The organism is Citrobacter sp. wls615 (assembly GCF_005281355.1).
Taxonomy (GTDB): Bacteria; Pseudomonadota; Gammaproteobacteria; order Enterobacterales; family Enterobacteriaceae; genus Citrobacter; species Citrobacter werkmanii.
In genome coordinates this window covers 77,244-98,609 of the sequence record NZ_SZXM01000027.1, presented here as the reverse complement: position 1 = coordinate 98,609, position 21,366 = coordinate 77,244, and the positions used below count along the sequence as shown (strand labels likewise).

17 protein-coding genes and 10 tRNA genes are annotated in these 21,366 nt (G+C 52.4%); 2 read left to right on the top strand and 25 right to left on the bottom strand.

What is annotated here, in order from left to right:
• Positions 1-12: 12 nt before the first annotated feature.
• The 10 genes from rihA to miaB all read right to left on the bottom strand — a co-directional run bounded on the left by rihA (position 13) and on the right by miaB (position 10,262).
• Entirely contained in the window at positions 13-948 is a 936-nt protein-coding gene (gene rihA, locus FDX04_RS10140; protein WP_137370881.1) for a pyrimidine-specific ribonucleoside hydrolase RihA, read from the bottom strand.
• Positions 949-1,064: 116 nt separating this feature from the next.
• Entirely contained in the window at positions 1,065-1,790 is a 726-nt protein-coding gene (gene gltL, locus FDX04_RS10135; RefSeq protein ID WP_003022754.1) for a glutamate/aspartate ABC transporter ATP-binding protein GltL, read from the bottom strand.
• Entirely contained in the window at positions 1,790-2,464 is a 675-nt protein-coding gene (gene gltK / locus FDX04_RS10130) for a glutamate/aspartate ABC transporter permease GltK (protein WP_003022757.1), read from the bottom strand. Before gltK ends, gltL begins: the two co-directional genes overlap by 1 nt.
• Positions 2,464-3,204, bottom strand: coding sequence for a glutamate/aspartate ABC transporter permease GltJ (gltJ, locus tag FDX04_RS10125; protein ID WP_137370880.1), 741 nt, complete (start codon positions 3,202-3,204; stop codon positions 2,464-2,466). The genes gltK and gltJ overlap by 1 nt, the downstream gene beginning before the upstream one ends.
• 159 nt (positions 3,205-3,363) lie before the next feature.
• Positions 3,364-4,272, bottom strand: a complete 909-nt coding sequence (gltI, locus tag FDX04_RS10120) for a glutamate/aspartate ABC transporter substrate-binding protein GltI (protein ID WP_003022762.1) — start codon at positions 4,270-4,272, stop codon at positions 3,364-3,366.
• Between the two features lie 357 nt (positions 4,273-4,629).
• Positions 4,630-6,168 (bottom strand): apolipoprotein N-acyltransferase, encoded by a 1,539-nt coding sequence (lnt, locus tag FDX04_RS10115; protein WP_137370879.1) that lies wholly within the window; start codon positions 6,166-6,168, stop codon positions 4,630-4,632.
• 24 nt (positions 6,169-6,192) lie between these two features.
• A complete protein-coding gene (gene corC / locus FDX04_RS10110) occupies positions 6,193-7,071 on the bottom strand; it encodes a CNNM family magnesium/cobalt transport protein CorC (protein WP_038638785.1) in 879 nt (292 codons plus the stop codon).
• Positions 7,072-7,167: 96 nt separating this feature from the next.
• A complete protein-coding gene (gene ybeY, locus FDX04_RS10105; protein WP_137370878.1) occupies positions 7,168-7,635 on the bottom strand; it encodes an rRNA maturation RNase YbeY in 468 nt (155 codons plus the stop codon).
• A complete protein-coding gene (locus FDX04_RS10100; RefSeq protein WP_042309794.1) occupies positions 7,632-8,678 on the bottom strand; it encodes a PhoH family protein in 1,047 nt (348 codons plus the stop codon). Before FDX04_RS10100 ends, ybeY begins: the two co-directional genes overlap by 4 nt.
• A gap of 153 nt (positions 8,679-8,831) precedes the next feature.
• Positions 8,832-10,262 (bottom strand): tRNA (N6-isopentenyl adenosine(37)-C2)-methylthiotransferase MiaB, encoded by a 1,431-nt coding sequence (gene miaB, locus FDX04_RS10095; protein ID WP_042309792.1) that lies wholly within the window; start codon positions 10,260-10,262, stop codon positions 8,832-8,834.
• 147 nt (positions 10,263-10,409) lie between these two features.
• Here miaB and ubiF point away from each other — a divergent pair, with 147 nt between their 5' ends.
• A complete protein-coding gene (gene ubiF / locus FDX04_RS10090) occupies positions 10,410-11,585 on the top strand; it encodes a 3-demethoxyubiquinol 3-hydroxylase (RefSeq protein ID WP_137370877.1) in 1,176 nt (391 codons plus the stop codon).
• A 104-nt stretch (positions 11,586-11,689) separates the two neighbouring features.
• Here ubiF and FDX04_RS10085 read toward each other — a convergent pair.
• From FDX04_RS10085 to nagB, 15 genes are all read right to left on the bottom strand, one after another.
• A tRNA-Gln gene (locus FDX04_RS10085) sits at positions 11,690-11,764 on the bottom strand.
• 35 nt (positions 11,765-11,799) lie between these two features.
• Positions 11,800-11,874 (bottom strand) — tRNA-Gln (locus FDX04_RS10080).
• A 66-nt stretch (positions 11,875-11,940) separates the two neighbouring features.
• Positions 11,941-12,015 (bottom strand) — tRNA-Gln (locus tag FDX04_RS10075).
• Positions 12,016-12,050: 35 nt separating this feature from the next.
• Positions 12,051-12,125: transfer RNA gene (locus tag FDX04_RS10070), tRNA-Gln, on the bottom strand.
• Positions 12,126-12,160: 35 nt separating this feature from the next.
• Positions 12,161-12,235 (bottom strand) — tRNA-Gln (locus tag FDX04_RS10065).
• 43 nt (positions 12,236-12,278) lie between these two features.
• Positions 12,279-12,355 (bottom strand) — tRNA-Met (locus FDX04_RS10060).
• 21 nt (positions 12,356-12,376) lie between these two features.
• Positions 12,377-12,451: transfer RNA gene (locus FDX04_RS10055), tRNA-Gln, on the bottom strand.
• Between the two features lie 37 nt (positions 12,452-12,488).
• Positions 12,489-12,563 (bottom strand) — tRNA-Gln (locus FDX04_RS10050).
• A gap of 23 nt (positions 12,564-12,586) precedes the next feature.
• Positions 12,587-12,671: transfer RNA gene (locus tag FDX04_RS10045), tRNA-Leu, on the bottom strand.
• An 8-nt stretch (positions 12,672-12,679) separates the two neighbouring features.
• Positions 12,680-12,756 (bottom strand) — tRNA-Met (locus FDX04_RS10040).
• 223 nt (positions 12,757-12,979) lie between these two features.
• On the bottom strand, positions 12,980-14,644 hold the full coding sequence (gene asnB, locus FDX04_RS10035) for an asparagine synthase B (protein ID WP_003835552.1): 1,665 nt from the start codon (positions 14,642-14,644) through the stop codon (positions 12,980-12,982).
• A 251-nt stretch (positions 14,645-14,895) separates the two neighbouring features.
• Positions 14,896-15,648 carry a ribonucleotide monophosphatase NagD gene (nagD, locus tag FDX04_RS10030; RefSeq protein ID WP_038638796.1) on the bottom strand — a complete coding sequence of 251 codons (753 nt, stop codon included), beginning with the start codon at positions 15,646-15,648 and terminating at the stop codon, positions 14,896-14,898.
• Positions 15,649-15,705: 57 nt separating this feature from the next.
• A complete protein-coding gene (locus FDX04_RS10025; protein WP_137370876.1) occupies positions 15,706-16,926 on the bottom strand; it encodes an N-acetylglucosamine repressor in 1,221 nt (406 codons plus the stop codon).
• Positions 16,927-16,934: 8 nt separating this feature from the next.
• On the bottom strand, positions 16,935-18,083 hold the full coding sequence (gene nagA / locus FDX04_RS10020; protein ID WP_042309784.1) for an N-acetylglucosamine-6-phosphate deacetylase: 1,149 nt from the start codon (positions 18,081-18,083) through the stop codon (positions 16,935-16,937).
• 60 nt (positions 18,084-18,143) lie between these two features.
• On the bottom strand, positions 18,144-18,944 hold the full coding sequence (nagB, locus tag FDX04_RS10015) for a glucosamine-6-phosphate deaminase (protein ID WP_003022803.1): 801 nt from the start codon (positions 18,942-18,944) through the stop codon (positions 18,144-18,146).
• 342 nt (positions 18,945-19,286) lie between these two features.
• Between nagB and nagE the strand changes: the two genes are divergently transcribed.
• On the top strand, positions 19,287-21,236 hold the full coding sequence (gene nagE / locus FDX04_RS10010) for a PTS N-acetyl glucosamine transporter subunit IIABC (protein WP_137370875.1): 1,950 nt from the start codon (positions 19,287-19,289) through the stop codon (positions 21,234-21,236).
• The last annotated feature ends 130 nt before the right edge of the window (positions 21,237-21,366 follow it).

Here is a 21,366-nt window from a genome sequence, read left to right as displayed (position 1 = left end):
CGGCCTACATTTTTACGCGTAATATCTTAAACGTTCTGCCAGCAGATCGACAAACCCCTGGCGATCCACGTCCACCATCACGGTGGCGTTTGGCTTATTGCCGCTCAGGAAGTAATAATCCACCACAGTCATCCCCTGGGTGTATTTGCCCTGGGTTTCCACGCCGACCCAGCGCTCGACGGTGGTAAACAGTTCAGGTTTCAGCAGCCAGGCAATGGTACATGGGTCGTGCAGCGGCGCGCCGATGAATCCCCATTTTTCGTCTTTATGATATTCAAAGAAAAAGTCGAGTAGTTCTGCCACGATCGTCGAAACAGGGTTGCCGATAGCGCGGAATCGCTCGGTATCTTCACGATGTATTTGCGCTTTATGCGTGACGTCCAGCCCGGCCATTACCACTGGGATACCCGACTGGAATACGATCTCAGCGGCTTCAGGATCAACATAGATATTGAATTCCGCCGCGGGCGTCCAGTTCCCGAGGCCCATCGCACCACCCATAATCACGATACGGGCGATTTTGGCGTGCAATTCCGGGTGGCTGTTCAAAAGCAATGCGACGTTAGTTTGCGGCCCGGTGGAGACAATCGTGACTGGTTCCGGACTTTCGCGCAGCACTTTAGCCATCAGTTCCACGGCGGTACAGTCCAGAGGAGCGAAAGCGGGTTCCGGCAATGCCGGGCCATCCAGCCCACTCTCACCGTGGACGTTATCGGCAATAATCAGATCGCGCATCAGCGGTTTTACGGCTCCGCCGGCTACGGGGATATCCGTACGGTTGAGTAACGTTAACATGCGTAATACGTTACGCAGCGTTTTGTCGGGCGTCTGGTTGCCGGCAGAAGAGGTGATTGCTTTCACATTCAGTTCAGGTGAGGCGAGGGCGAGAACAATTGCGATAGCGTCGTCATGACCTGGATCGCAATCAAACAGAATAGGAAGTGCCATTGTTGCTCCTTGTAAGTGGGACTTTGTGACAAGGGTAACGCTGGGCTGTACCTGTTTCGAGAAGTGAAGAGATAAAGCGTGAGGTGGCGCGCACATAGCGGTGCGCGCCAGCAAGATTAGTGCAGGATTTTGGCGAGGAAGTCTTTGGCGCGGTCCGACTTCGGATTGGCGAAGAACTCTTCTTTCGGTGAGTCTTCAACAATTTTCCCTTCATCCATGAAGATTACCCGGTTCGCTACTTTCCGCGCAAAGCCCATTTCGTGGGTCACCACCATCATGGTCATCCCTTCGTTGGCCAGTTCAACCATAACGTCCAGCACTTCGTTGATCATTTCAGGATCAAGCGCCGACGTTGGTTCGTCAAACAGCATGGCGATAGGATCCATGCACAGCGCCCGGGCGATGGCGACACGCTGTTGCTGGCCCCCGGAGAGCTGAGCCGGAAACTTCTCGGCATGCGCAGACAGACCGACACGTTCCAGTAACTTTTGCGCTTTGTCGCGGGCTGGTTTTTTGTCGCGTTTAAGCACTTTTACCTGCGCCAGCGTCAGGTTTTCAATAATCGACAGATGCGGGAACAGTTCAAAGTGCTGGAACACCATACCCACACGGGAGCGCAGTTTGGCCAGATCGGTTTTTTTGTCGTTCACCACGGTGCCATCAACCGTGATGACGCCCTGTTGTACCGGCTCCAGACCGTTCACCGTTTTGATCAGCGTGGATTTACCGGAACCTGAAGGACCGCAAACCACGACTACTTCGCCTTTTTTCACTTCCGTGGAGCAGTCGGTCAGCACCTGAAAGTGACCATACCATTTAGAAACATTTTTCAGGGTAATCATTAAACTGTCCTTTTCTTCAAATAGCTGACCAACAACGATGCGCTCAGACTGAATACAAAATAAACGGCGCCAGCAAACAGGATCATTTCAACCTGCGTGCCGTCACGCTCGCCAATGGTGGAGGCGGTACGGAAGAAATCTGCCAGACTTAATACATAGACCAGCGAGGTATCCTGGAAGAGTACGATACCCTGGGTAAGCAGCAGCGGCACCATCGCGCGGAAGGCCTGCGGCAGAATAATGAGCTTCATCGACTGCCAGTGGGTCATCCCCAGCGCCAGCGCGGCGCTGGACTGTCCACGAGAAATACTCTGGATCCCAGCCCGGATAATCTCTGAATAGTACGCGGCTTCAAACATCGAAAACGCGACCATCGCCGAGATCAGGCGAATATCGGTTTTTGGCGACAGACCCAATACGTTTTGCAGGAAGCCAGGCACAATCAGGTAGAACCACAGCAGTACCATCACCAGTGGAATAGAACGGAATACGTTGACGTAGCCTTTCGCAAACCAGGCTATCGGCGCGAAGCTGGACAGACGCATGACGGCCAGGATAGTTCCCCATACGATACCAATGACGACCGCCGTGACGGTGATTTTCAGCGTGATGATCAGCCCGTCCAGCAGGTACGGCAGGGAAGGGACAATAGAACTCCAGTCAAATTCGTACATTATTTGCCTCCCATATTGCCCGGCAGGCGGATCTTGCGTTCGACGAGATTCATCACCAGCATGATGACTGCGTTAATCAGCACGTAGGCCAGGGTAATAGCCGTAAACGATTCCCAAGCGTGGGCGGAGTAATCCAGCAGCTTACCTGCCTGAGCAGCCATATCGACCAGGCCGATGGTGGAGGCGATCGCGGAGTTCTTCACCAGGTTCATCATCTCTGAGGTCATTGGCGGAACAATCACGCGGTATGCGTTTGGCAACAGAACATAGCGGTAGGCCTGAGGTAACGTCAGCCCCATCGCCAGTGCGGCGTTTTTCTGCCCACGAGGCAGAGACTGAATAGCGGCACGAACCTGTTCGCAGACGCGCGCGGCGGTAAACAGACCCAGACAAAGCATCGATGAGAGGAAGAACTGGATGTTGGGATCCAACTCAGCCTTGAACCACATCCCAATGTTTTCCGGAAGCAGTTCAGGAATAACCAGATACCAGGTGAAAAACTGGACGATGAGCGGAACGTTACGAAAAAGCTCAACGTATAGCGTGCCGATCCCGGAAAGAAAACGATTTGGAACGGTACGTAAGATGCCGAATAATGAGCCTATGAGGAAAGCGATAATCCAGGCGGTGATGGATAACGCGACCGTGACCTGGAAGCCACTCCAAAGCCAGCCGAGATAGGTGGTGTTGCCGAACGGGGCTTGTTGTAAAAAAATACCCCAGTTCCAGTCTATAGACATAAATCTACTCCAGAAAAAAAAGGGTAGCAGCGCTACCCTCGAAGATTGTTATTCGGCGTTTTGCGGTTTTCAGGCCTGATGGGGAACGACCATCAGGCTTATAGTCTGTCCGTGCCGAGTAGCAATCGAGAGGGAGGGGAAGCCTCCCATTTATTTTAGTTAGTTAAGCGCTTTATCATTCGGTTCTTTGAACAGGGCTTTCATCTCGTCTGACAGTTCGAAATTCATGTTCAGGTTCTTCGGTGGAATTGGGTTTTTAAACCACTTATCAAACCATTTTTCCGCTTCGCCTGAGGTCTGCGCCTTGGCGATAGTGTCGTCCATCAGCTTTTTGAACTCAGGGTCATCTTTGCGCAGCATGCAGCCGTAGGCTTCCTGAGACTGTGGCTTGCCGACGATCTCCCAGTTGTCTGGTTTCTTCGCCTTCGCGCGTTCGCCAGCCAGCAGGGCGTCATCCATCATAAAGGCAACGGCGCGGCCGCTTTCCAGAGTACGGAAAGAGTCACCATGGTCCTTCGCGCTGATGATGCGCATATCCATTTTTTGTTCTTCGTTCAGCTTGTGCAGCAGCACTTCCGAGGTGGTACCCGAAGTCACGACCACGGCCTTGCCTTTCAGGTCAGCGAAATCTTTAACATCACCGCCTTTTTTCGCCAGCAGACGGGTGCCAACAACGAAAATAGTGTCAGAGAATGCCGCTTGTTTTTGACGCTCGACGTTATTGGTGGTGGAGCCACATTCAAAGTCGAAGGTACCGTTTTGCAGCAGCGGGATACGGTTCTGTGAGGTGATCGGGATCAGTTTTACCTGTAGGTCAGGCTTGTTGAGTTTTTTCTTCACGGCTTCAACGATGGCGTTGGAGTAATCCTGTGAATAACCGACCACTTTTTGCTGATTATCGTAGTAAGAAAACGGTACCGATGATTCACGGTGGCCGACAACGATAACGCCATTTTTGGCGATCTTGTCCAGCGTGCTGCCTGCCGCTGGTGCTGCGTCTTCTGCGTGCGCCAGACCGGCGGACATTCCCATGACCAGCATGGCAGTGGCGAGCTTACGTAATTGCATATCCAACTCCTTTATCGTCTGCGCCAGGGACGCATTGATACCCATTGTGATGTTGTTATTGTTTGCTACTTAAACGTGCAGTCTTGTATATGTTTGTTAACATTTAGTTTGGATGAATGTAAAGAATTTGCTGTGTTATTGTTTATTTTTGCGAAGTGCGCCGCACCATTTGGGGGCAAAAATATCTTGTTGCACTTTTCAGGTGCTACCAAAGCTCAACTTTGGTGCGACCAGGTTGCACATTCAGCCAAAACGGCGTTTGCCTTGTATAACAAAGCAATAGGCGTGCCATAATGGGCAGGGTAGGGAGTTTGTCGGCCGGATAAACAAATCGTTATCCGGCTTGGGGAAGGAAGGTTATTTACGACGCTGGCGCAGGCTCATTACCAGCGCGCCAAAGCCAAACAGCGCGGTAAGCAGCCATAGCGGCCAGTTACCGGTCCGGGCATACGGGGTTAAGCCCGTGGTTGGCGTCACGCTGGTGGTCAGCACCTGACGGGTAAACTGCGGGATCATCGCCTGAATTTCACCCTGTGGACCAATCACCGCCGTAATACCGTTGTTGGTGCTACGCAGCAGCGGGCGCGCCAGTTCCAGGGAACGCATACGCGCCATCTGGAAGTGCTGCCACGGGCCGATAGACTTACCAAACCACGCATCGTTAGAGATGGTGAGCAGATAGTCCGTATCCGGGCGGAAGTTATCACGAACCTGTTCGCCAAGAATGATTTCGTAGCAGATAGCTGCGGTCAGCTTAAAGCCATGCGCATGCAGCTGTGGCTGCACATACGGTCCGCGGCTGAACGACGACATAGGCAGGTCAAAGAACGGCGCTAACGGGCGCAGGATCGATTCCAGCGGGACAAACTCGCCAAACGGTACCAGATGGTTTTTGTTGTAGCGGTTGCTGGAGTCGTAGCTGTACGGACTGTCTTTACCCAACGTGATGATGGTGTTGTAGGTGTCGTAACGGTTCTGCTTATTCAGCCGCGCGTCTACGATACCGGTAATCAACGTGCTGTTTTTCGATTTCAGCAGGTCATCCATCATGCTCAAAAAACGCTGCTGGTTAATTTCCAGGTCCGGGATAGCGGACTCCGGCCAGATGATCAGCTGTGATTTGCCCATTTCGGGCTGGGTGGCGTCGAGATAAATTTTCAGCGTGTTAAGTAGCTGACCCTCATCCCATTTGAGTGATTGTGGAATGTCACCCTGGACCATCGAAACCTGAGTCGTTTTTTCCGGCTCAAGCGTATACCACTGGATATAGCGCAGCGGGAAGGGCAGAGCGAAAAGCACCATGCCAGCAATCAGCGATTGCCAGTTACGCTGTACGATAGCCAGCGCCAGCAGGCCGCTGACCATCATCAGCAGGAAGTTTATCGCTTCAACGCCCATCACCGGCGCCAGCCCTTTTAGCGGGCCGTCAATCTGGCTGTAGCCGAACTGCAGCCACGGAAAGCCGGTCAGCACCCAGCCCCGCAGGAACTCGGTTATCTGCCAGACAACCGGCGCGGCAATGGCGACGCGTAGCCAGGTTGTTTTCGGCCACAGGCGTGACAACACGCCAGCAAACAGACCGGTATAGAGTGAAAGGTAGGCGGCAAGCAGTACCACAAGGAAAACGTTAACCGGACCTGGCATACCGCCAAACTGCGCGATGCTGACGTAGACCCAGTTAATGCCGGAACCAAACAACCCCAGGCCCCAGAAGTAGCCGATAGCGGCTGACTGAAGTGGACGGCGGTTGAGGGTGAGAGCCTGCAGGCCCATCAGCGATACGATCGCCGCAGGCCAGATGTCATACGGAGAGAAAGCCAGCGTCCCGCAGGCACCGAATAATAACGCCAGCAGCAGGCGAATGCGCTGGCGTTCAATTAGTGAGGCAAATGCCATGTAGTCTTAGATCCAGTTTCGGGTTTATTCGTCCAGTTTGGGCTGGGGTGAGTCGTCCGGAATTCTGACATGAACCTGAATAATACGACGGCTGTCGGCCATTGCCACTTTGAACTGGTAACCATCAATGTCGATAGTCTCCCCACGAGCGGGCAGATGACCAAAGGCCTGCATGACCAAACCGCCAATGGTATCGACTTCTTCGTCGCTAAAGTGGGTGCCAAAGGCTTCGTTGAAGTCCTCAATTGGCGCCAGCGCGCGAATGGTCCAGGTGTGGCGACTGAGCTGACGGAAGTCGATATCATCTTCTTCGTCGTACTCATCTTCGATTTCACCAACAATCAGTTCAAGGATGTCCTCAATGGTCACCAGACCAGAGACACCGCCGAACTCGTCGATGACGATAGCCATATGATAACGCTGGGAGCGGAACTCTTTCAGCATGCGGTCAACGCGCTTGCTTTCCGGTACGACAACCGCCTGGCGTAACACTTTCTCCATGCTGAAAGCTTCGGCATCGCTGCGCATAAACGGCAGCAGATCTTTGGCCATCAGAATCCCTTCAATGTGATCTTTGTCTTCGCTGATCACCGGGAAACGCGAGTGGGCTGACTCGATAATGACATCGAGGCATTCATCCAGGGTCTGGTTGCGTTTCAGGGTAATCATTTGCGAGCGGGGGATCATGATGTCGCGAACACGCTGGTCCGCAATGTCCATCACCCCTTCGAGCATATCACGCGTATCTTCATCGATAAGGTCGTTCTGCCCGGAATCACGGATCAGCTCCAACAGTTCGTCGCGGTTTTTGGGTTCACCGTGGAAAAGTTGGCTCAGTAACAGGGAAAAGAATCCCTTTTTGCTGGTTAACGTGTCACTACTGTGTGAATTGTCGTCGCTCATGGCGTCGTATGGGTTCTCATGTTAGTTAATAGATCGCTCAATGCGCGTAAACTCAGCGCATGGCTTCATGGGAAGCCCGGGCAGATGCCCGACGGCTTATTCCTTCTCGGCAATGTACGGATCCTCATAGCCCAGAGCAAGCATAATCTCTGTTTCGAGGGATTCCATTTCTTCCGCTTCATCATCTTCGATATGGTCGTAGCCGAGTAAATGCAGGCTACCGTGCACCACCATGTGCGCCCAGTGGGCTTCAAGCGGCTTACCTTGCTCCTGAGCTTCTTTCTCAACCACCTGACGGCAGATGATCAGATCGCCCAGCAGCGGCATCTCAATGCCCGGCGGAGCTTCAAACGGGAAAGAGAGCACGTTGGTTGATTTATCTTTTCCGCGATAGGTCAGGTTCAGCTCGTGGCTTTCCGCGTCATCGACCAGGCGAATCGTCACTTCAGACTCTTCCTGAAACTGCGGGATTACCGCATTCAGCCAGCCCTGAAACTGACTTTCTGTGGGTAAACCGGTTTCGTCTTCACATGCCAGCTGTAAATCGAGAATAACCTGACTCATTTTTGCTCCTGCTCCTGAGCTTCGCGCTTGCGTTCCGCTGCCAGCTCGGCTTTACGTTTCTGTTCTGCTTCTTCCCAGGCTTCATACGCCGTGACGATACGGGCGACTACCGGGTGGCGAACCACGTCTTCGCTGTGGAAGAAATTAAAACTAATCTCGTCGACTTCGGCCAGCACCTCAATGGCATGACGCAGACCTGACTTGGTGCTACGCGGCAGGTCAATCTGAGTGATATCGCCGGTGATGACCGCTTTGGAGTTAAAGCCGATACGGGTCAGGAACATTTTCATCTGTTCGATGGTGGTGTTCTGGCTTTCATCAAGAATGATGAACGCATCGTTCAAGGTACGACCGCGCATATAGGCCAACGGCGCCACCTCAATGACGTTACGCTCGATCAGTTTTTCGACCTTCTCAAAACCGAGCATTTCGAATAGCGCGTCATACAGCGGACGTAAATACGGATCGACTTTCTGGCTGAGATCTCCCGGCAGGAAGCCCAGTTTTTCACCCGCTTCCACTGCCGGACGGGTCAGCAGAATTCGACGGACCTCCTGGCGCTCAAGTGCATCGACCGCGGCGGCAACCGCAAGATACGTTTTACCCGTACCCGCAGGGCCAACGCCGAAGGTGATGTCGTGATCGAGAATGTTGGCGATATACTGTGCCTGGTTTGGCGTACGCGGTTTAATCACTCCGCGTTTGGTTTTGATATTCACCGCTTTGCCAAATTCCGGCACGCTGTCCGCGCTTTGCTCAAGCACTCGCGCTTCTTTAATCGCCAGATGAATTTGCTCAGGTTCAATGTCCTGGGTCTGACCGCGCATTGGGGCGGTATCGACATACAGGCTGCGTAAAATATCAGCCGCAGCGGTGACGCAAATTGGGCGACCGGTCAGCTTAAAGTGGTTATCCCGACGGTTAATTTCGATGCCGAGACGACGTTCCAACTGTTTGATGTTGTCATCAAATGGACCGCAAAGGCTCAACAGGCGGGCGTTGTCTGCGGGTTCAAGGGTGATTTCGCGAGTGTCTATGTTCAAACTGTTCCTCTTTAGCATGTCTCGCCGGACGCTGAACATTTACCGGCATCTAAGGAAATTATTCACGCCATAGGGAAAAGGCGCAAGCATTGCAATAAATATGGGGATTGCAGGAGGAAATACAAGGCCCGCCAGAGCTGACGGGCCAGAAGATTAAGGCTGGTAAATACCTACACCCAGATCGTTTTCTTTGCGGGTACGCGCAATGACCGACTCAGGGGATTCTGCGATGCGCAGACCCATTTCGTCTTCGGTGCGAACCACTTTACCGCGCAGGGAGTTTGTCCAGACATCGGTAATTTCAACATCCACAAACTTACCGACCATTTCCGGTGTGCCTTCAAAGTTCACGACACGGTTGTTTTCGGTACGTCCTGACAACTCCATGATGCTTTTGCGCGACGTACCTTCAACCAAAATGCGCTGGATTGTGCCGACCATACGACGGCTCCAGGCCATGGCCTGCTGGTTGATACGCTCCTGCAGGATATACAGACGCTGTTTTTTCTCTTCTTCCGGTACGTCGTCAACCATATCGGCGGCCGGGGTGCCAGGACGCGCAGAGAAGATAAAGCTGTAGCTCATGTCAAAATTCACGTCTGCAATCAGCTTCATGGTCTGCTCGAAATCCTGTGTGGTTTCGCCTGGGAAGCCAACGATGAAATCCGAGCTAATCTGAATGTCCGGACGCGCTGCGCGCAGTTTGCGGATAATCGCTTTGTATTCCAGCGCGGTATGGGTGCGCCCCATCAGATTCAGTACGCGATCTGAACCGCTCTGTACCGGCAGGTGCAGGAAGCTCACCAGCTCCGGCGTGTCGCGATAAACTTCAACGATATCATCGGTGAATTCGATCGGATGGCTGGTGGTGAAGCGGATGCGGTCAATGCCGTCGATCGCCGCCACCAGACGCAGCAGGTCAGCAAAGGATCCTGTTGTGCCGTCATAGTTCTCACCGCGCCAGGCGTTGACGTTTTGCCCCAGCAGGTTCACTTCACGCACGCCTTGCGCCGCAAGCTGAGCGATTTCGAACAGGATGTCATCCGCCGGGCGGCTGACTTCCTCACCGCGGGTGTAGGGCACCACGCAGTAGGTACAATATTTATTACAGCCTTCCATGATGGACACAAACGCGCTTGGACCTTCAGCACGCGGTTCCGGCAGGCGGTCAAACTTTTCTATCTCCGGGAAACTGATATCAACTACCGGGCTACGGCTAGTGCTTCCACGTACTTTGTTGATCATTTCCGGCAGGCGATGCAGAGTCTGCGGCCCAAAAATAATATCGACGTAGTGGGCGCGCTGGCGAATATGGTCGCCTTCTTGTGACGCGACACAGCCACCGACACCGATGATGAGATTGGGGTTTTTCTCTTTTAACAGCTTCCAGCGGCCCAACTGATGGAAAACTTTTTCCTGAGCCTTCTCACGGATTGAGCAGGTATTCAGCAGCAGCACATCCGCTTCTTCCGCCACGTCGGTCAGTTGATACCCATGAGTGGCATCCAGCAGATCGGCCATCTTCGATGAATCGTATTCGTTCATCTGACAGCCCCAGGTTTTAATATGGAGTTTTTTGGTCATCGACTTGCTCTTGCGAAATTGTGGCTGAAATGCAGGGCGCATAGTGTACTGCTTTGGCGCGGTTGTGACCAGTATGACGGATGTCAGCCTCAAGGGGTAAAAAATCCTGTAAACTTACACAATACATGTAACAGGATGATTGACCACATGACAAATCAACCAACGGAAATTGCCATTGTCGGCGGGGGGATGGTCGGCGGCGCGCTGGCGCTTGGACTGGCGCAGCATGGATTTACGGTAACGGTCATTGAACACGCCGTTCCCGCGCCGTTTGTGGCTGATGGACAGCCCGATGTCAGAATTTCCGCCATTAGCTCCGCCTCGGTGTCGTTGTTGAAAGGACTGGGGGTCTGGGATACGGTTCAGGGTATGCGCAGTCATCCTTACCGTCGTCTGGAAACGTGGGAATGGGAAAATGCCCATGTCATGTTTGATGCCGCCGAGCTTAAGTTACCTTTGCTGGGCTATATGGTGGAAAACACGGTTCTGCAACAGGCGCTCTGGCAGGCGCTGGAAGCTCACCCGAAAGTCACGCTGCGCGTACCGGCGTCATTGATCTCTCTGCATCAACATAACGATCGGCATGAGCTTGAACTGGCTGGCGGTGAGAAAATCAGCGCGAAGCTGGTGATCGGCGCGGATGGCGCAAATTCTCAGGTGCGGAAAATGGCCGGGATTGGTATTCATGCCTGGCAATACGCGCAGTCCTGTATGTTGATCACCGTACAATGCGAGAACGCACCCGGCGACAGCACCTGGCAACAATTTACACCTGACGGCCCACGCGCGTTTTTACCGCTGTTTGATAACTGGGCCTCGCTGGTGTGGTATGACTCACCAGCGCGTATCCGCCAGTTGCAAGGCCTGACTATGTCGCAATTGCAGGCGGAGATCGCCAAACACTTCCCGTCACGACTCGGCAACGTTACGCCTGTGGCGGCGGGGGCATTCCCGCTTACGCGTCGTCACGCGTTGCAATATGTGCAGCCAGGCCTTGCGCTGGTAGGCGATGCCGCGCATACCATTCACCCGCTGGCGGGGCAGGGCGTTAATCTGGGGTTCCGTGATGTGGATGCGCTGATTGACGTGCTGGTTAATGCGCGCAGCTACGGTGAATCCTGGGCCAGTCAGCCGGTGCTGAAGCGTTATCAGAATCGTCGTATGACTGATAATTTCATTATGCAGAGTGGGATGGATCTGTTCTACGCCGGATTCAGCAACAACCTGCAGCCGCTGCGTATCATGCGTAATCTCGGGTTAATGGCCGCAGAGCGCGCAGGCGTACTGAAACGTCAGGCCTTGAAGTATGCGTTAGGATTGTAATTCAGGCAGGCCTACGGGGGAAATACGTAGGCCTGATAAGCGGAGCGCCATCAGGCGATAAACGCAGAAAAGCAAAAAGCTCGCCGAAGCGAGCTTTTTTAATATGGCTGGGGTACGAGGATTCGAACCTCGGAATGCTGGTATCAGAAACCAGAGCCTTACCGCTTGGCGATACCCCAACGGGCGCACCCACAATGTGGACGACTTTTGAAATTGGCTGGGGTACGAGGATTCGAACCTCGGAATGCCGGAATCAGAATCCGGTGCCTTACCGCTTGGCGATACCCCAACAATATTTTGGCTTTACCGAACGAGTCGATACGTCCTTAATCACAATGTGGACGACTTTTGAAATTGGCTGGGGTACGAGGATTCGAACCTCGGAATGCTGGTATCAGAAACCAGAGCCTTACCGCTTGGCGATACCCCAACGGGCGCACCCACAATGTGGACGACTTTTGAAATTGGCTGGGGTACGAGGATTCGAACCTCGGAATGCTGGTATCAGAAACCAGAGCCTTACCGCTTGGCGATACCCCAACGGGCGCACCCACAATGTGGACGACTTTTGAAATTGGCTGGGGTACGAGGATTCGAACCTCGGAATGCTGGTATCAGAAACCAGAGCCTTACCGCTTGGCGATACCCCAACAATATTTTGGCGTTACCGAACGAGTCGATACGTTCTTAATATGGTGGCTACGACGGGATTCGAACCTGTGACCCCATCATTATGAGTGATGTGCTCTAACCAGCTGAGCTACGTAGCCTGATACTATTATATTCTTCGATGGCTGGGGTACCTGGATTCGAACCAGGGAATGCCGGTATCAAAAACCGGTGCCTTACCGCTTGGCGATACCCCAATGACCGTTGCGGTGAACCGCTATATCGAAGAAAAAATGGCTGGGGTACCTGGATTCGAACCAGGGAATGCCGGTATCAAAAACCGGTGCCTTACCGCTTGGCGATACCCCATCCGTGCAACGCTTACGGGTGAATGGTGCGGGAGGCGAGACTTGAACTCGCACACCTTGCGGCGCCAGAACCTAAATCTGGTGCGTCTACCAATTTCGCCACTCCCGCAAAAAAGATGGTGGCTACGACGGGATTCGAACCTGTGACCCCATCATTATGAGTGATGTGCTCTAACCAGCTGAGCTACGTAGCCATCTTTTTTTCGCGTAACCTTATCGGCGTTGCGGGGCGCATTATGCGTATTGAGCCTTGAAGCGTCAACCCCTTTTTCATTGAAAATAGCTGGAATGTGACTGTTTGGTTAGGTTGCGAACAGCATGGCGCAATATTCGGCAATTATTAGTTATTAATTGTTTTTTTGCACAGAAAACAGACATAAAAAAAGAGCCCCGCAGGGCCCTTTTCTAAGGATTAACTTATTTATAAGCGGACTGATGTACGCCAACCGCACGACCAGAGGGATCGTTCATGGTTTTAAACGCTTCATCCCATTCAATCGCTTTGGCGGAAGAACAGGCTACTGATGGTCCGCCAGGCACGCATTCCGCCGCGCTGGCAACCGGGAACAATTCTTCAAAAATCTCACGGTACAAATACGCTTCTTTAGACGATGGCGTGTTGTAAGGGAAACGGAAGCTGGCGGTTTCCAGTTGCTGGTCAGAAACTTGCTCAGCAGCCACTTCTTTCAAGGTATCAATCCAGCTGTAACCGACACCATCAGAGAACTGCTCTTTCTGACGCCATGCGACGCTGGCAGGCAGGTAAGATTCAAAACATTCGCGCAGCACATGTTTTTCCATTTTGCCGTTGCCGCACATTTTATCCTGCGGGTTGATGCGCATTGCCACATCAAGGAATTTCTTATCCAGGAAGGGCACGCGAGCTTCCACACCCCAGGCAGACATCGCTTTGTTGGCGCGGGCGCAGTCGAACATATGCAGCGCCTGCAGCTTACGCACGGTTTCTTCATGCAGCTCTTTCGCGTCTGGCGCTTTGTGGAAATAGAGATAGCCGCCGAATACTTCGTCAGAGCCTTCACCCGACAGCACCATTTTAATGCCCATCGCTTTAATTTTACGCGACATTAAGTACATTGGCGTCGATGCGCGGATCGTTGTGACATCGTAAGTTTCGATGTGATAAATCACGTCGCGGATAGCATCCAGACCTTCCTGCACGGTGAAGTGGATCTCATGGTGCACGGTCCCCAGATGGTTCGCTACCTCTTGCGCGGCTTTCAGATCCGGTGCGCCTTCCAGCCCGACGGCGAAGGAGTGTAACTGTGGCCACCAGGCTTCGCTACGTTCCTGATCTTCAACACGGCGCGCCGCGTATTTTTTCGTAATCGCGGAAATGACGGAGGAATCCAGACCACCGGACAGCAGCACACCATAAGGAACATCTGACATCAGGTGGCTTTTCACTGCATCTTCCAGCGCCTGACGCAGCTCGTTTTTATCGGTCACGTTGTCTTTGACCGCATCGTATTCAAACCAGTCGCGCTGATAGTACTGACGAATTTCGCCGTCCTTACTCCACAAATAGCTACCGGCCGGGAATTCTTTGATCGTGCGGCATACCGGAACCAGGGCTTTCATTTCAGACGCGACGTAGAAGTTACCGTGTTCGTCGTAACCCATATACAGTGGGATGATCCCGATATGATCGCGACCAATCAGGTAAGCGTCCTGTTCGCTGTCGTACAGGGCAAAAGCAAACATGCCTTGCAGGTCATCCAGGAACTCTGGGCCTTTTTCCTGATACAGCGCGAGGATAACTTCGCAGTCTGAACCCGTCTGGAACTGATAGCGATCGCCATATTCCGCTCGCAGCGCCTGATGGTTATAAATTTCACCGTTAACAGCCAGGATATGCGTTTTTTTCACGTTATACAGCGGCTGAGCGCCGGCATTGACGTCGACGATGGACAGACGTTCGTGCGCCAGAATGGCGTTATCACTGGCGTAAATACCTGACCAATCCGGGCCGCGATGGCGCATCAGACGAGACAATTCCAGGGCTTTTTTACGCAGTTCAACTGCGTCAGTTTTAATATCGAATACGCCAAAAATAGAACACATAACCTTCTCCGTTAACCTGTTGCGTAATGCTTTTTATGTTTGCTTGATAAAGAAAATGCCGCAAAGCGGGAGAGGGCGCAAGCGAATTACGGTGCGGAAAATAAAAAACGCAATGGTCATTGCTGATTGATGAAAAAAGATTATGTAATGAGCGCTATTATTAATGAATCAACAGTGAAGTGGTGATTTTATTGAATGGATGTATTTTTCAGGCCGGATAACTTGCAGATGTTGTTATCCGGCTAAAGAGATTAAATGACGTCTATTTCAGCAACGGACGGGTAAATCCAGCTCGGTCTGAACGGCATGCTGTCGATGTCGTCAAGCGTTGAGACGCCAGACAATACCAGAATGGTTTCCAGACCGGCCTGGAATCCTGCCAGAATATCGGTACGCAGGTTATCGCCAACGATAACGGTCTCTTCTGAGTGCGCCTGCATTTTGTTGAGCGCCGCGCGAATAATCCACGGGCTGGGTTTGCCGACATAAAACGGCTTACGACCAGAGATTTTCTCGATACCGGCGCAGAGCGCCCCGCAGGCTGGATAAAAGCCGCGGCCGTGAGTATCCGGGTTTGTGGCGATGAAACGCGCGCCGTTAGCGACAAAATATGCTGCTTTATGCATCATGTCCCAGTTGTAGGAGCGCGTTTCGCCAACAATCACAAAATCGGGGTTCACGTCGGTAATGGTAAATCCGGCTTTATATAGCTCATGAATTAATGCGCCTTCACCTACCACGTAGGCCTTTTTCCCTTCCTGGCGACGAAGAAAATCAGCGGTAGCCATGGCGGAAGTATAAAAGACGCTATCGGGGACATTCACACCCGCGGTGGCGAAGCGGTTTGCCAGATCTTGCCCGGTCTGTGAAGGATAGTTAGTCAGCAGAACTAACGGCAGGCCTTTTTCCAGGATCCCGGTCAGAAATTCTGCCGCACCCGGTACGGCAACATTGTCGTGCATCAGCACGCCGTCGATATCACAAATTACATTCTTAATGGTCATGAACAACCCAGGGAATTAGTTATGAGTCTTATAGTAATCCACTACTATATGAGAGCATTAGTTTTCCAGCAAACGTTGGAGCAGTGTACCGTTGAGCATCGCACGCTTCACCAGCGCAAAGGCGCCAATGGCGGAACGGTGATCCAGCGTGGAACGCACCACCGGTAAATTGTGGCGAAACGCTTTCAACGCCTGCGTGTTGATACAGCTTTCTATTGCAGGCAACAGCACTTTATCCGCCTCAGTAATTTCGCCTGCAATGACGATTTTTTGCGGGTTAAACAGGTTGATGGCGATGGCAATGGTTTTACCCAAGTGGCGACCAACATGTTCAATAACTTCTGCCGCCAGGTTATCGCCCTTATTCGCCGCCTTACAGATAGCTTTAATGCTGCAATCATCCAGCATGAGTCGGCTGGGATAACCCTGTTTCAGTAAGTTTTGCACGCGGTGTTCGATAGACGCATTGGCGGCAATGGTTTCCAGACAGCCGAAGTTACCGCAGTGACAGCGCTCACCCAGTGGCTCTACCTGAATGTGACCAATCTCGCCCACGTTGCCATTGCGACCGATAAAAATTCGGCCATTGGAAATAATTCCCGCCCCGGTTCCGCGGTGAACACGCACTAAAATGGAGTCTTCGCAATCCTGGCTTGCCCCAAAATAGTGCTCAGCCAGCGCCAGGCTGCGGATATCGTGACCGACAAAGCAGGTCACCTTGAAGCGTTTTTTGAGCGCTTCGACCAGCCCCCAGTTTTCGACCTGAATGTGTGGCATATAGCGAATGACGCCGCTTTCAGGATCAACCAGACCGGGCAGGATGACGGAAATCGCAATCAGCTCGCGGATTTTCCGCTGGCAGCTGTCAATAAAAGTGGCAATGGTGTTGAGCAGCGCATACTCCAGCGTTTCCTGGGTGCGCTCCGGGAGAGGGTAATGCTCTTCGGCGACCACTTTACTGCTCATATCATAGAGCGTGAGCGTTGTGTCGTGACGGCCCAGACGTACGCCAATGGCGTGGAAATTGCGAGTTTCGGTGACGATTGAGATAGCGCGGCGGCCCCCGGTGGAGGCCTGCTGATCGACTTCTTTGATCAGCCCGCGTTCGATCAACTGACGCGTAATTTTGGTTACGCTGGCGGGGGCAAGCTGGCTTTGCTCGGCAATCTGAATGCGCGAGATTGGCCCATGCTGGTCAATCAGGCGATAAACCGCCGCGCTGTTAAGCTGTTTTACGAGATCAACATTACCTATTTGAGCTTGTCCGCCTGGTGTCATTCTTTCTCTTACTCAGTAACGACCTCGTTGCCATTAACGATGGTCTTGATGATTTTAAAGTCGTGCGTGAACGCAGTCAGGTTGGCTACTTTGCCTGGCGCGATGCTGCCGAGTCGTTTGTCGACGCCAATGGCGCGAGCAGGGTAGAGCGTTGCCATGCGTAACACTTCGTCGAGCGCGATATTCGCATGTTCGACCAGATTGCGTACGCCTTCAATCATGGTTAATGATGAACCGCTCAATGTCCCGTTCTCATCAACGCATAATCCATTCCGGTAGTATATTGTTTTACCAGCGAAAATGAACTGTTCAATATTTGCACCTGCCGGCGCGGTCGCGTCGGTAACCAGGCACAGCTTGTCGCCTTTCAGGCGCTTGGCATTACGGATATTGACGTAGTCAACATGCAGACCATCAGCGATGATACCGCAATAAATATCGGCTTCATCAAGAATAGCGCCCGCCAGGCCAGGTTCACGGCCCGTTATATAAGGCATGGCGTTAAACAGATGCGTTGCGAAGCTAATTCCTGCGCGGAAGCCGATTTTGGCCTCTTTTACCGTCGCATTTGAGTGACCGGCGGAAACCACAATACCTGCATTTACCAGTTTGGTGATGACCTCTACAGGGACCATTTCTGGTGCCAGCGTGACTTTGGTTATCACGTCAGCATTATCGCACAGGAAATCAACCAACGCAGCGTCCGGTTGACGGACAAATCCCGGATTATGGGTGCCTTTTTTCACCAGATTCAGCCACGGACCTTCCAGATGAAGCCCTAATGCCTGATTCGGGTGCTTCGCCAGGTATTCACGCATGACGCGAACGCCTTGTTTCATCAGGTCGTCGCTGGTGGTGATAAGCGTAGGCAGATAGTTGGTGCAGCCTGATTTTTCATTGGCTTTCTGCATGATTTCCAGCGTTTCAACGGTCACGGCTTCTGCCGTATCGTTAAACTGTACGCCGCCGCAGCCGTTTAGCTGTACATCGATAAAACCGGGGGAAATAATGGCCCCATTCAGTGAGCGCTGTTCAATTCCTGACGGTAACTCAGCCAGTGGGCAAACGCTGTCAATCAGGCCATTGGCGACAACAATCGCATGGTCATCAAGAATTTCGTGACCGGTAAAAATCCGGCCCTGGGTTAAAGCATACATTCCGACCCCCGATTTCAAAAAATGCCGCCCTGCAACTTATCGACAGGGCGGAGACATCAATTACAGACCTTTAATATTTTCCGCTTCTAACTCGTTAAAGTATTTCAGCGTTTTCACTTTCAGTTCCATGGTGGAAGGCTCATCGCATACCACAACGGCTTTTGGATGCAGCTGCAGACAGCTGATGGTCCACATGTGGTTAACGTTCCCTTCAACGGCGGCTTGCAGCGCCTGCGCTTTCTGATGACCCAGTACCAGGATCATCACCTCTTCGGCATCCAACAGGGTGCCCACGCCCACGGTCAGGGCATATTTAGGCACCTGGCTTACGTCGCCGTCAAAGAAGCGTGAGTTAGCAACACGCGTGTCGTGAGTCAGCGTTTTGATGCGGGTACGGGAAGCCAAAGAAGAGGCTGGCTCGTTGAACGCGATGTGACCATCGTTGCCTACACCGCCCATAAACAGGTGGATTTTACCGTAAGAACGGATTTTTTCTTCATACTGACGGCATTCTGCATCAATATCCGGCGCGTTACCATTGAGGAGGTTGATGTTTTCTGCTGGAATATCAACGTGATCAAAGAAGTTGCGATGCATGAAGCTGTGATAGCTTTCCGGATGCTCTTTCGGCAGGCCAACATATTCGTCCATATTGAAAGTAACAACATGTTTGAAGCTCACCTGGCCCGCTTTGTGCATTTCTACCAATGCTTTATAAGCTGTCAGCGGAGTACCGCCCGTCGGCAGGCCCAGAACGAACGGGCGATCTGCCGTTGGTTTGAACGCGTTAATACGGTTAACGATATGGCGAGCAGCCCATTTGCCGACTTGTTCAGCGGTATTCAGGGGGATCAGTCTCATTCTTCACCTCAAAAGTAAATGTAAGCAATTGGCGGATTGAGTCTCTGTGCAGTATTAAGCGTAACCTGGTTTTGCATCGGTAAGGATCAATCCGTTTCGATTTTTTGAATGATAAAATAAGTTTTCGTAGTTAGCCAGTGGAAGGGAGGGTTAATAACGATATTTGGTGACTGGAATCACAAAAAACACGCGTTTAATTTGCGATACGAATTAAATTTTCACACACTCTGAATGTAGATGAATGGTTAATATCGTTGATCCAGAATCTTGCTGTCAGGAATGGTCGCACAATAAAAATATGGCTTCAAAGAAGCCTAATCGGGGTCTCGTAGGGGGAATAAAATGAATATTTTAGGTTTTTTCCAGCGGCTGGGTAGGGCGTTACAGCTCCCCATCGCTGTGCTGCCAGTCGCGGCACTGTTGCTGCGATTCGGCCAACCAGATTTACTAAACGTACCTTTCATCGCGCAAGCGGGCGGGGCTATCTTCGATAACCTGGCGCTGATTTTCGCTATCGGTGTGGCTTCCAGCTGGTCAAAAGACAGCGCGGGTGCGGCAGCGCTGGCGGGTGCGGTCGGTTATTTTATATTGACCAAAGCAATGGTTACCATTAACCCGGCCATCAACATGGGTGTGCTGGCGGGTATCATCACCGGTCTGGTCGGCGGTGCGGTGTATAACCGTTGGTCTGGTATCAAACTGCCTGATTTCCTGAGCTTCTTTGGCGGCAAACGCTTCGTGCCGATCGCCACTGGCTTCTTCTGTCTGGTGCTGGCTGCTATCTTCGGCTACGTGTGGCCGCCGGTGCAAAACGCCATCCATGCAGGTGGTGAGTGGATCGTAGGCGCTGGCGCGCTGGGTTCCGGTATCTTTGGTTTCATCAACCGTCTGCTGATCCCAACCGGTCTGCATCAGGTTCTGAACACCATCGCCTGGTTCCAGATTGGCGAATTTACTAACGCCGCAGGTACCGTTTTCCACGGTGACATCAACCGCTTCTACGCGGGTGACGGCACTGCGGGTATGTTCATGTCTGGTTTCTTCCCGATCATGATGTTTGGTCTGCCGGGTGCGGCGCTGGCGATGTACTTCGCGGCTCCGAAAGCGCGTCGTCCGATGGTTGGCGGCATGCTGCTGTCCGTTGCGATCACCGCGTTCCTGACCGGTGTTACTGAGCCGCTGGAATTCCTGTTCATGTTCCTGGCACCACTGCTGTATCTCCTGCACGCACTGTTAACCGGCATCAGCCTGTTCGTTGCGACGCTGCTGGGGATCCACGCGGGCTTCTCCTTCTCCGCAGGTGCTATCGACTACGTGTTGATGTACAACCTGCCGGCAGCAAGTAAGAACGTCTGGATGCTGGTTGCGATGGGTCTGGTCTTCTTCGTTATCTACTTTGTGTTGTTCAGCGCGGTTATTCGTATGTTTAACCTGAAAACGCCGGGCCGCGAAGATAAAGAAGACGATATCGTTACAGAAGAAGCGAACAGCAACACTGAAGAAGGTCTGACTCAACTGGCAACCAACTACATTGCTGCGGTTGGCGGTACCGATAACCTGAAAGCGATTGACGCCTGTATCACCCGTCTGCGTCTGACCGTGGCCGACTCTGGTCGCGTAAACGATGCGATGTGTAAACGTTTAGGTGCATCTGGTGTCGTTAAGCTGAATAAGCAAACCATCCAGGTCATCGTAGGTGCGAAAGCGGAATCCATTGGCGACGAAATGAAGAAAGTTGTGGCGCGTGGCCCGGTTGCGGCAGCGTCTGCTGAAAGCGCGCCAGTAGCAGCGGCCCCGGTTGCAAAACCGCAGGCTGTCGCGAACGCAGTCACCGTTGAAGCGCTGGTTTCTCCGATTACCGGTGACGTCGTTGCGCTGGAGCAGGTTCCTGATGAAGCCTTCGCCAGCAAAGCTGTAGGCGACGGCGTGGCGGTGAAACCAACGGATAAAATCGTGGTTGCTCCGGCTGCGGGCACCATCGTGAAAATCTTCAACACCAACCATGCGTTCTGTCTGGAAACTGTTAAAGGTGCGGAAATCGTCGTCCATATGGGTATCGATACCGTAGCGCTGGAAGGTAAAGGCTTTAAGCGCCTGGTTGAAGAAGGTGCGGAAGTGACTGCAGGTCAACCGATTCTGGAAATGGATCTGGATTTCCTGAACGCCAATGCACGTTCCATGATTAGCCCGGTTGTGTGCAGCAACAGCGATGACTTCGGCGCTTTGGTCATTAAAGCCGAAGGTCATGTGGTTGCCGGTCAGACACCACTGTATGAGATTAAAGGTAAGTAACTGCTCCTGAGTAAAGTGAGTTAAATGCCTTAAGCGGCGGGGGATATTCCTCCGCCGCTTTTTTTTGCAGCAAATACCCTCATATATCCTGTTGAAACACCTTTTTTGTGCAACTAATAGTTGTCTCCTG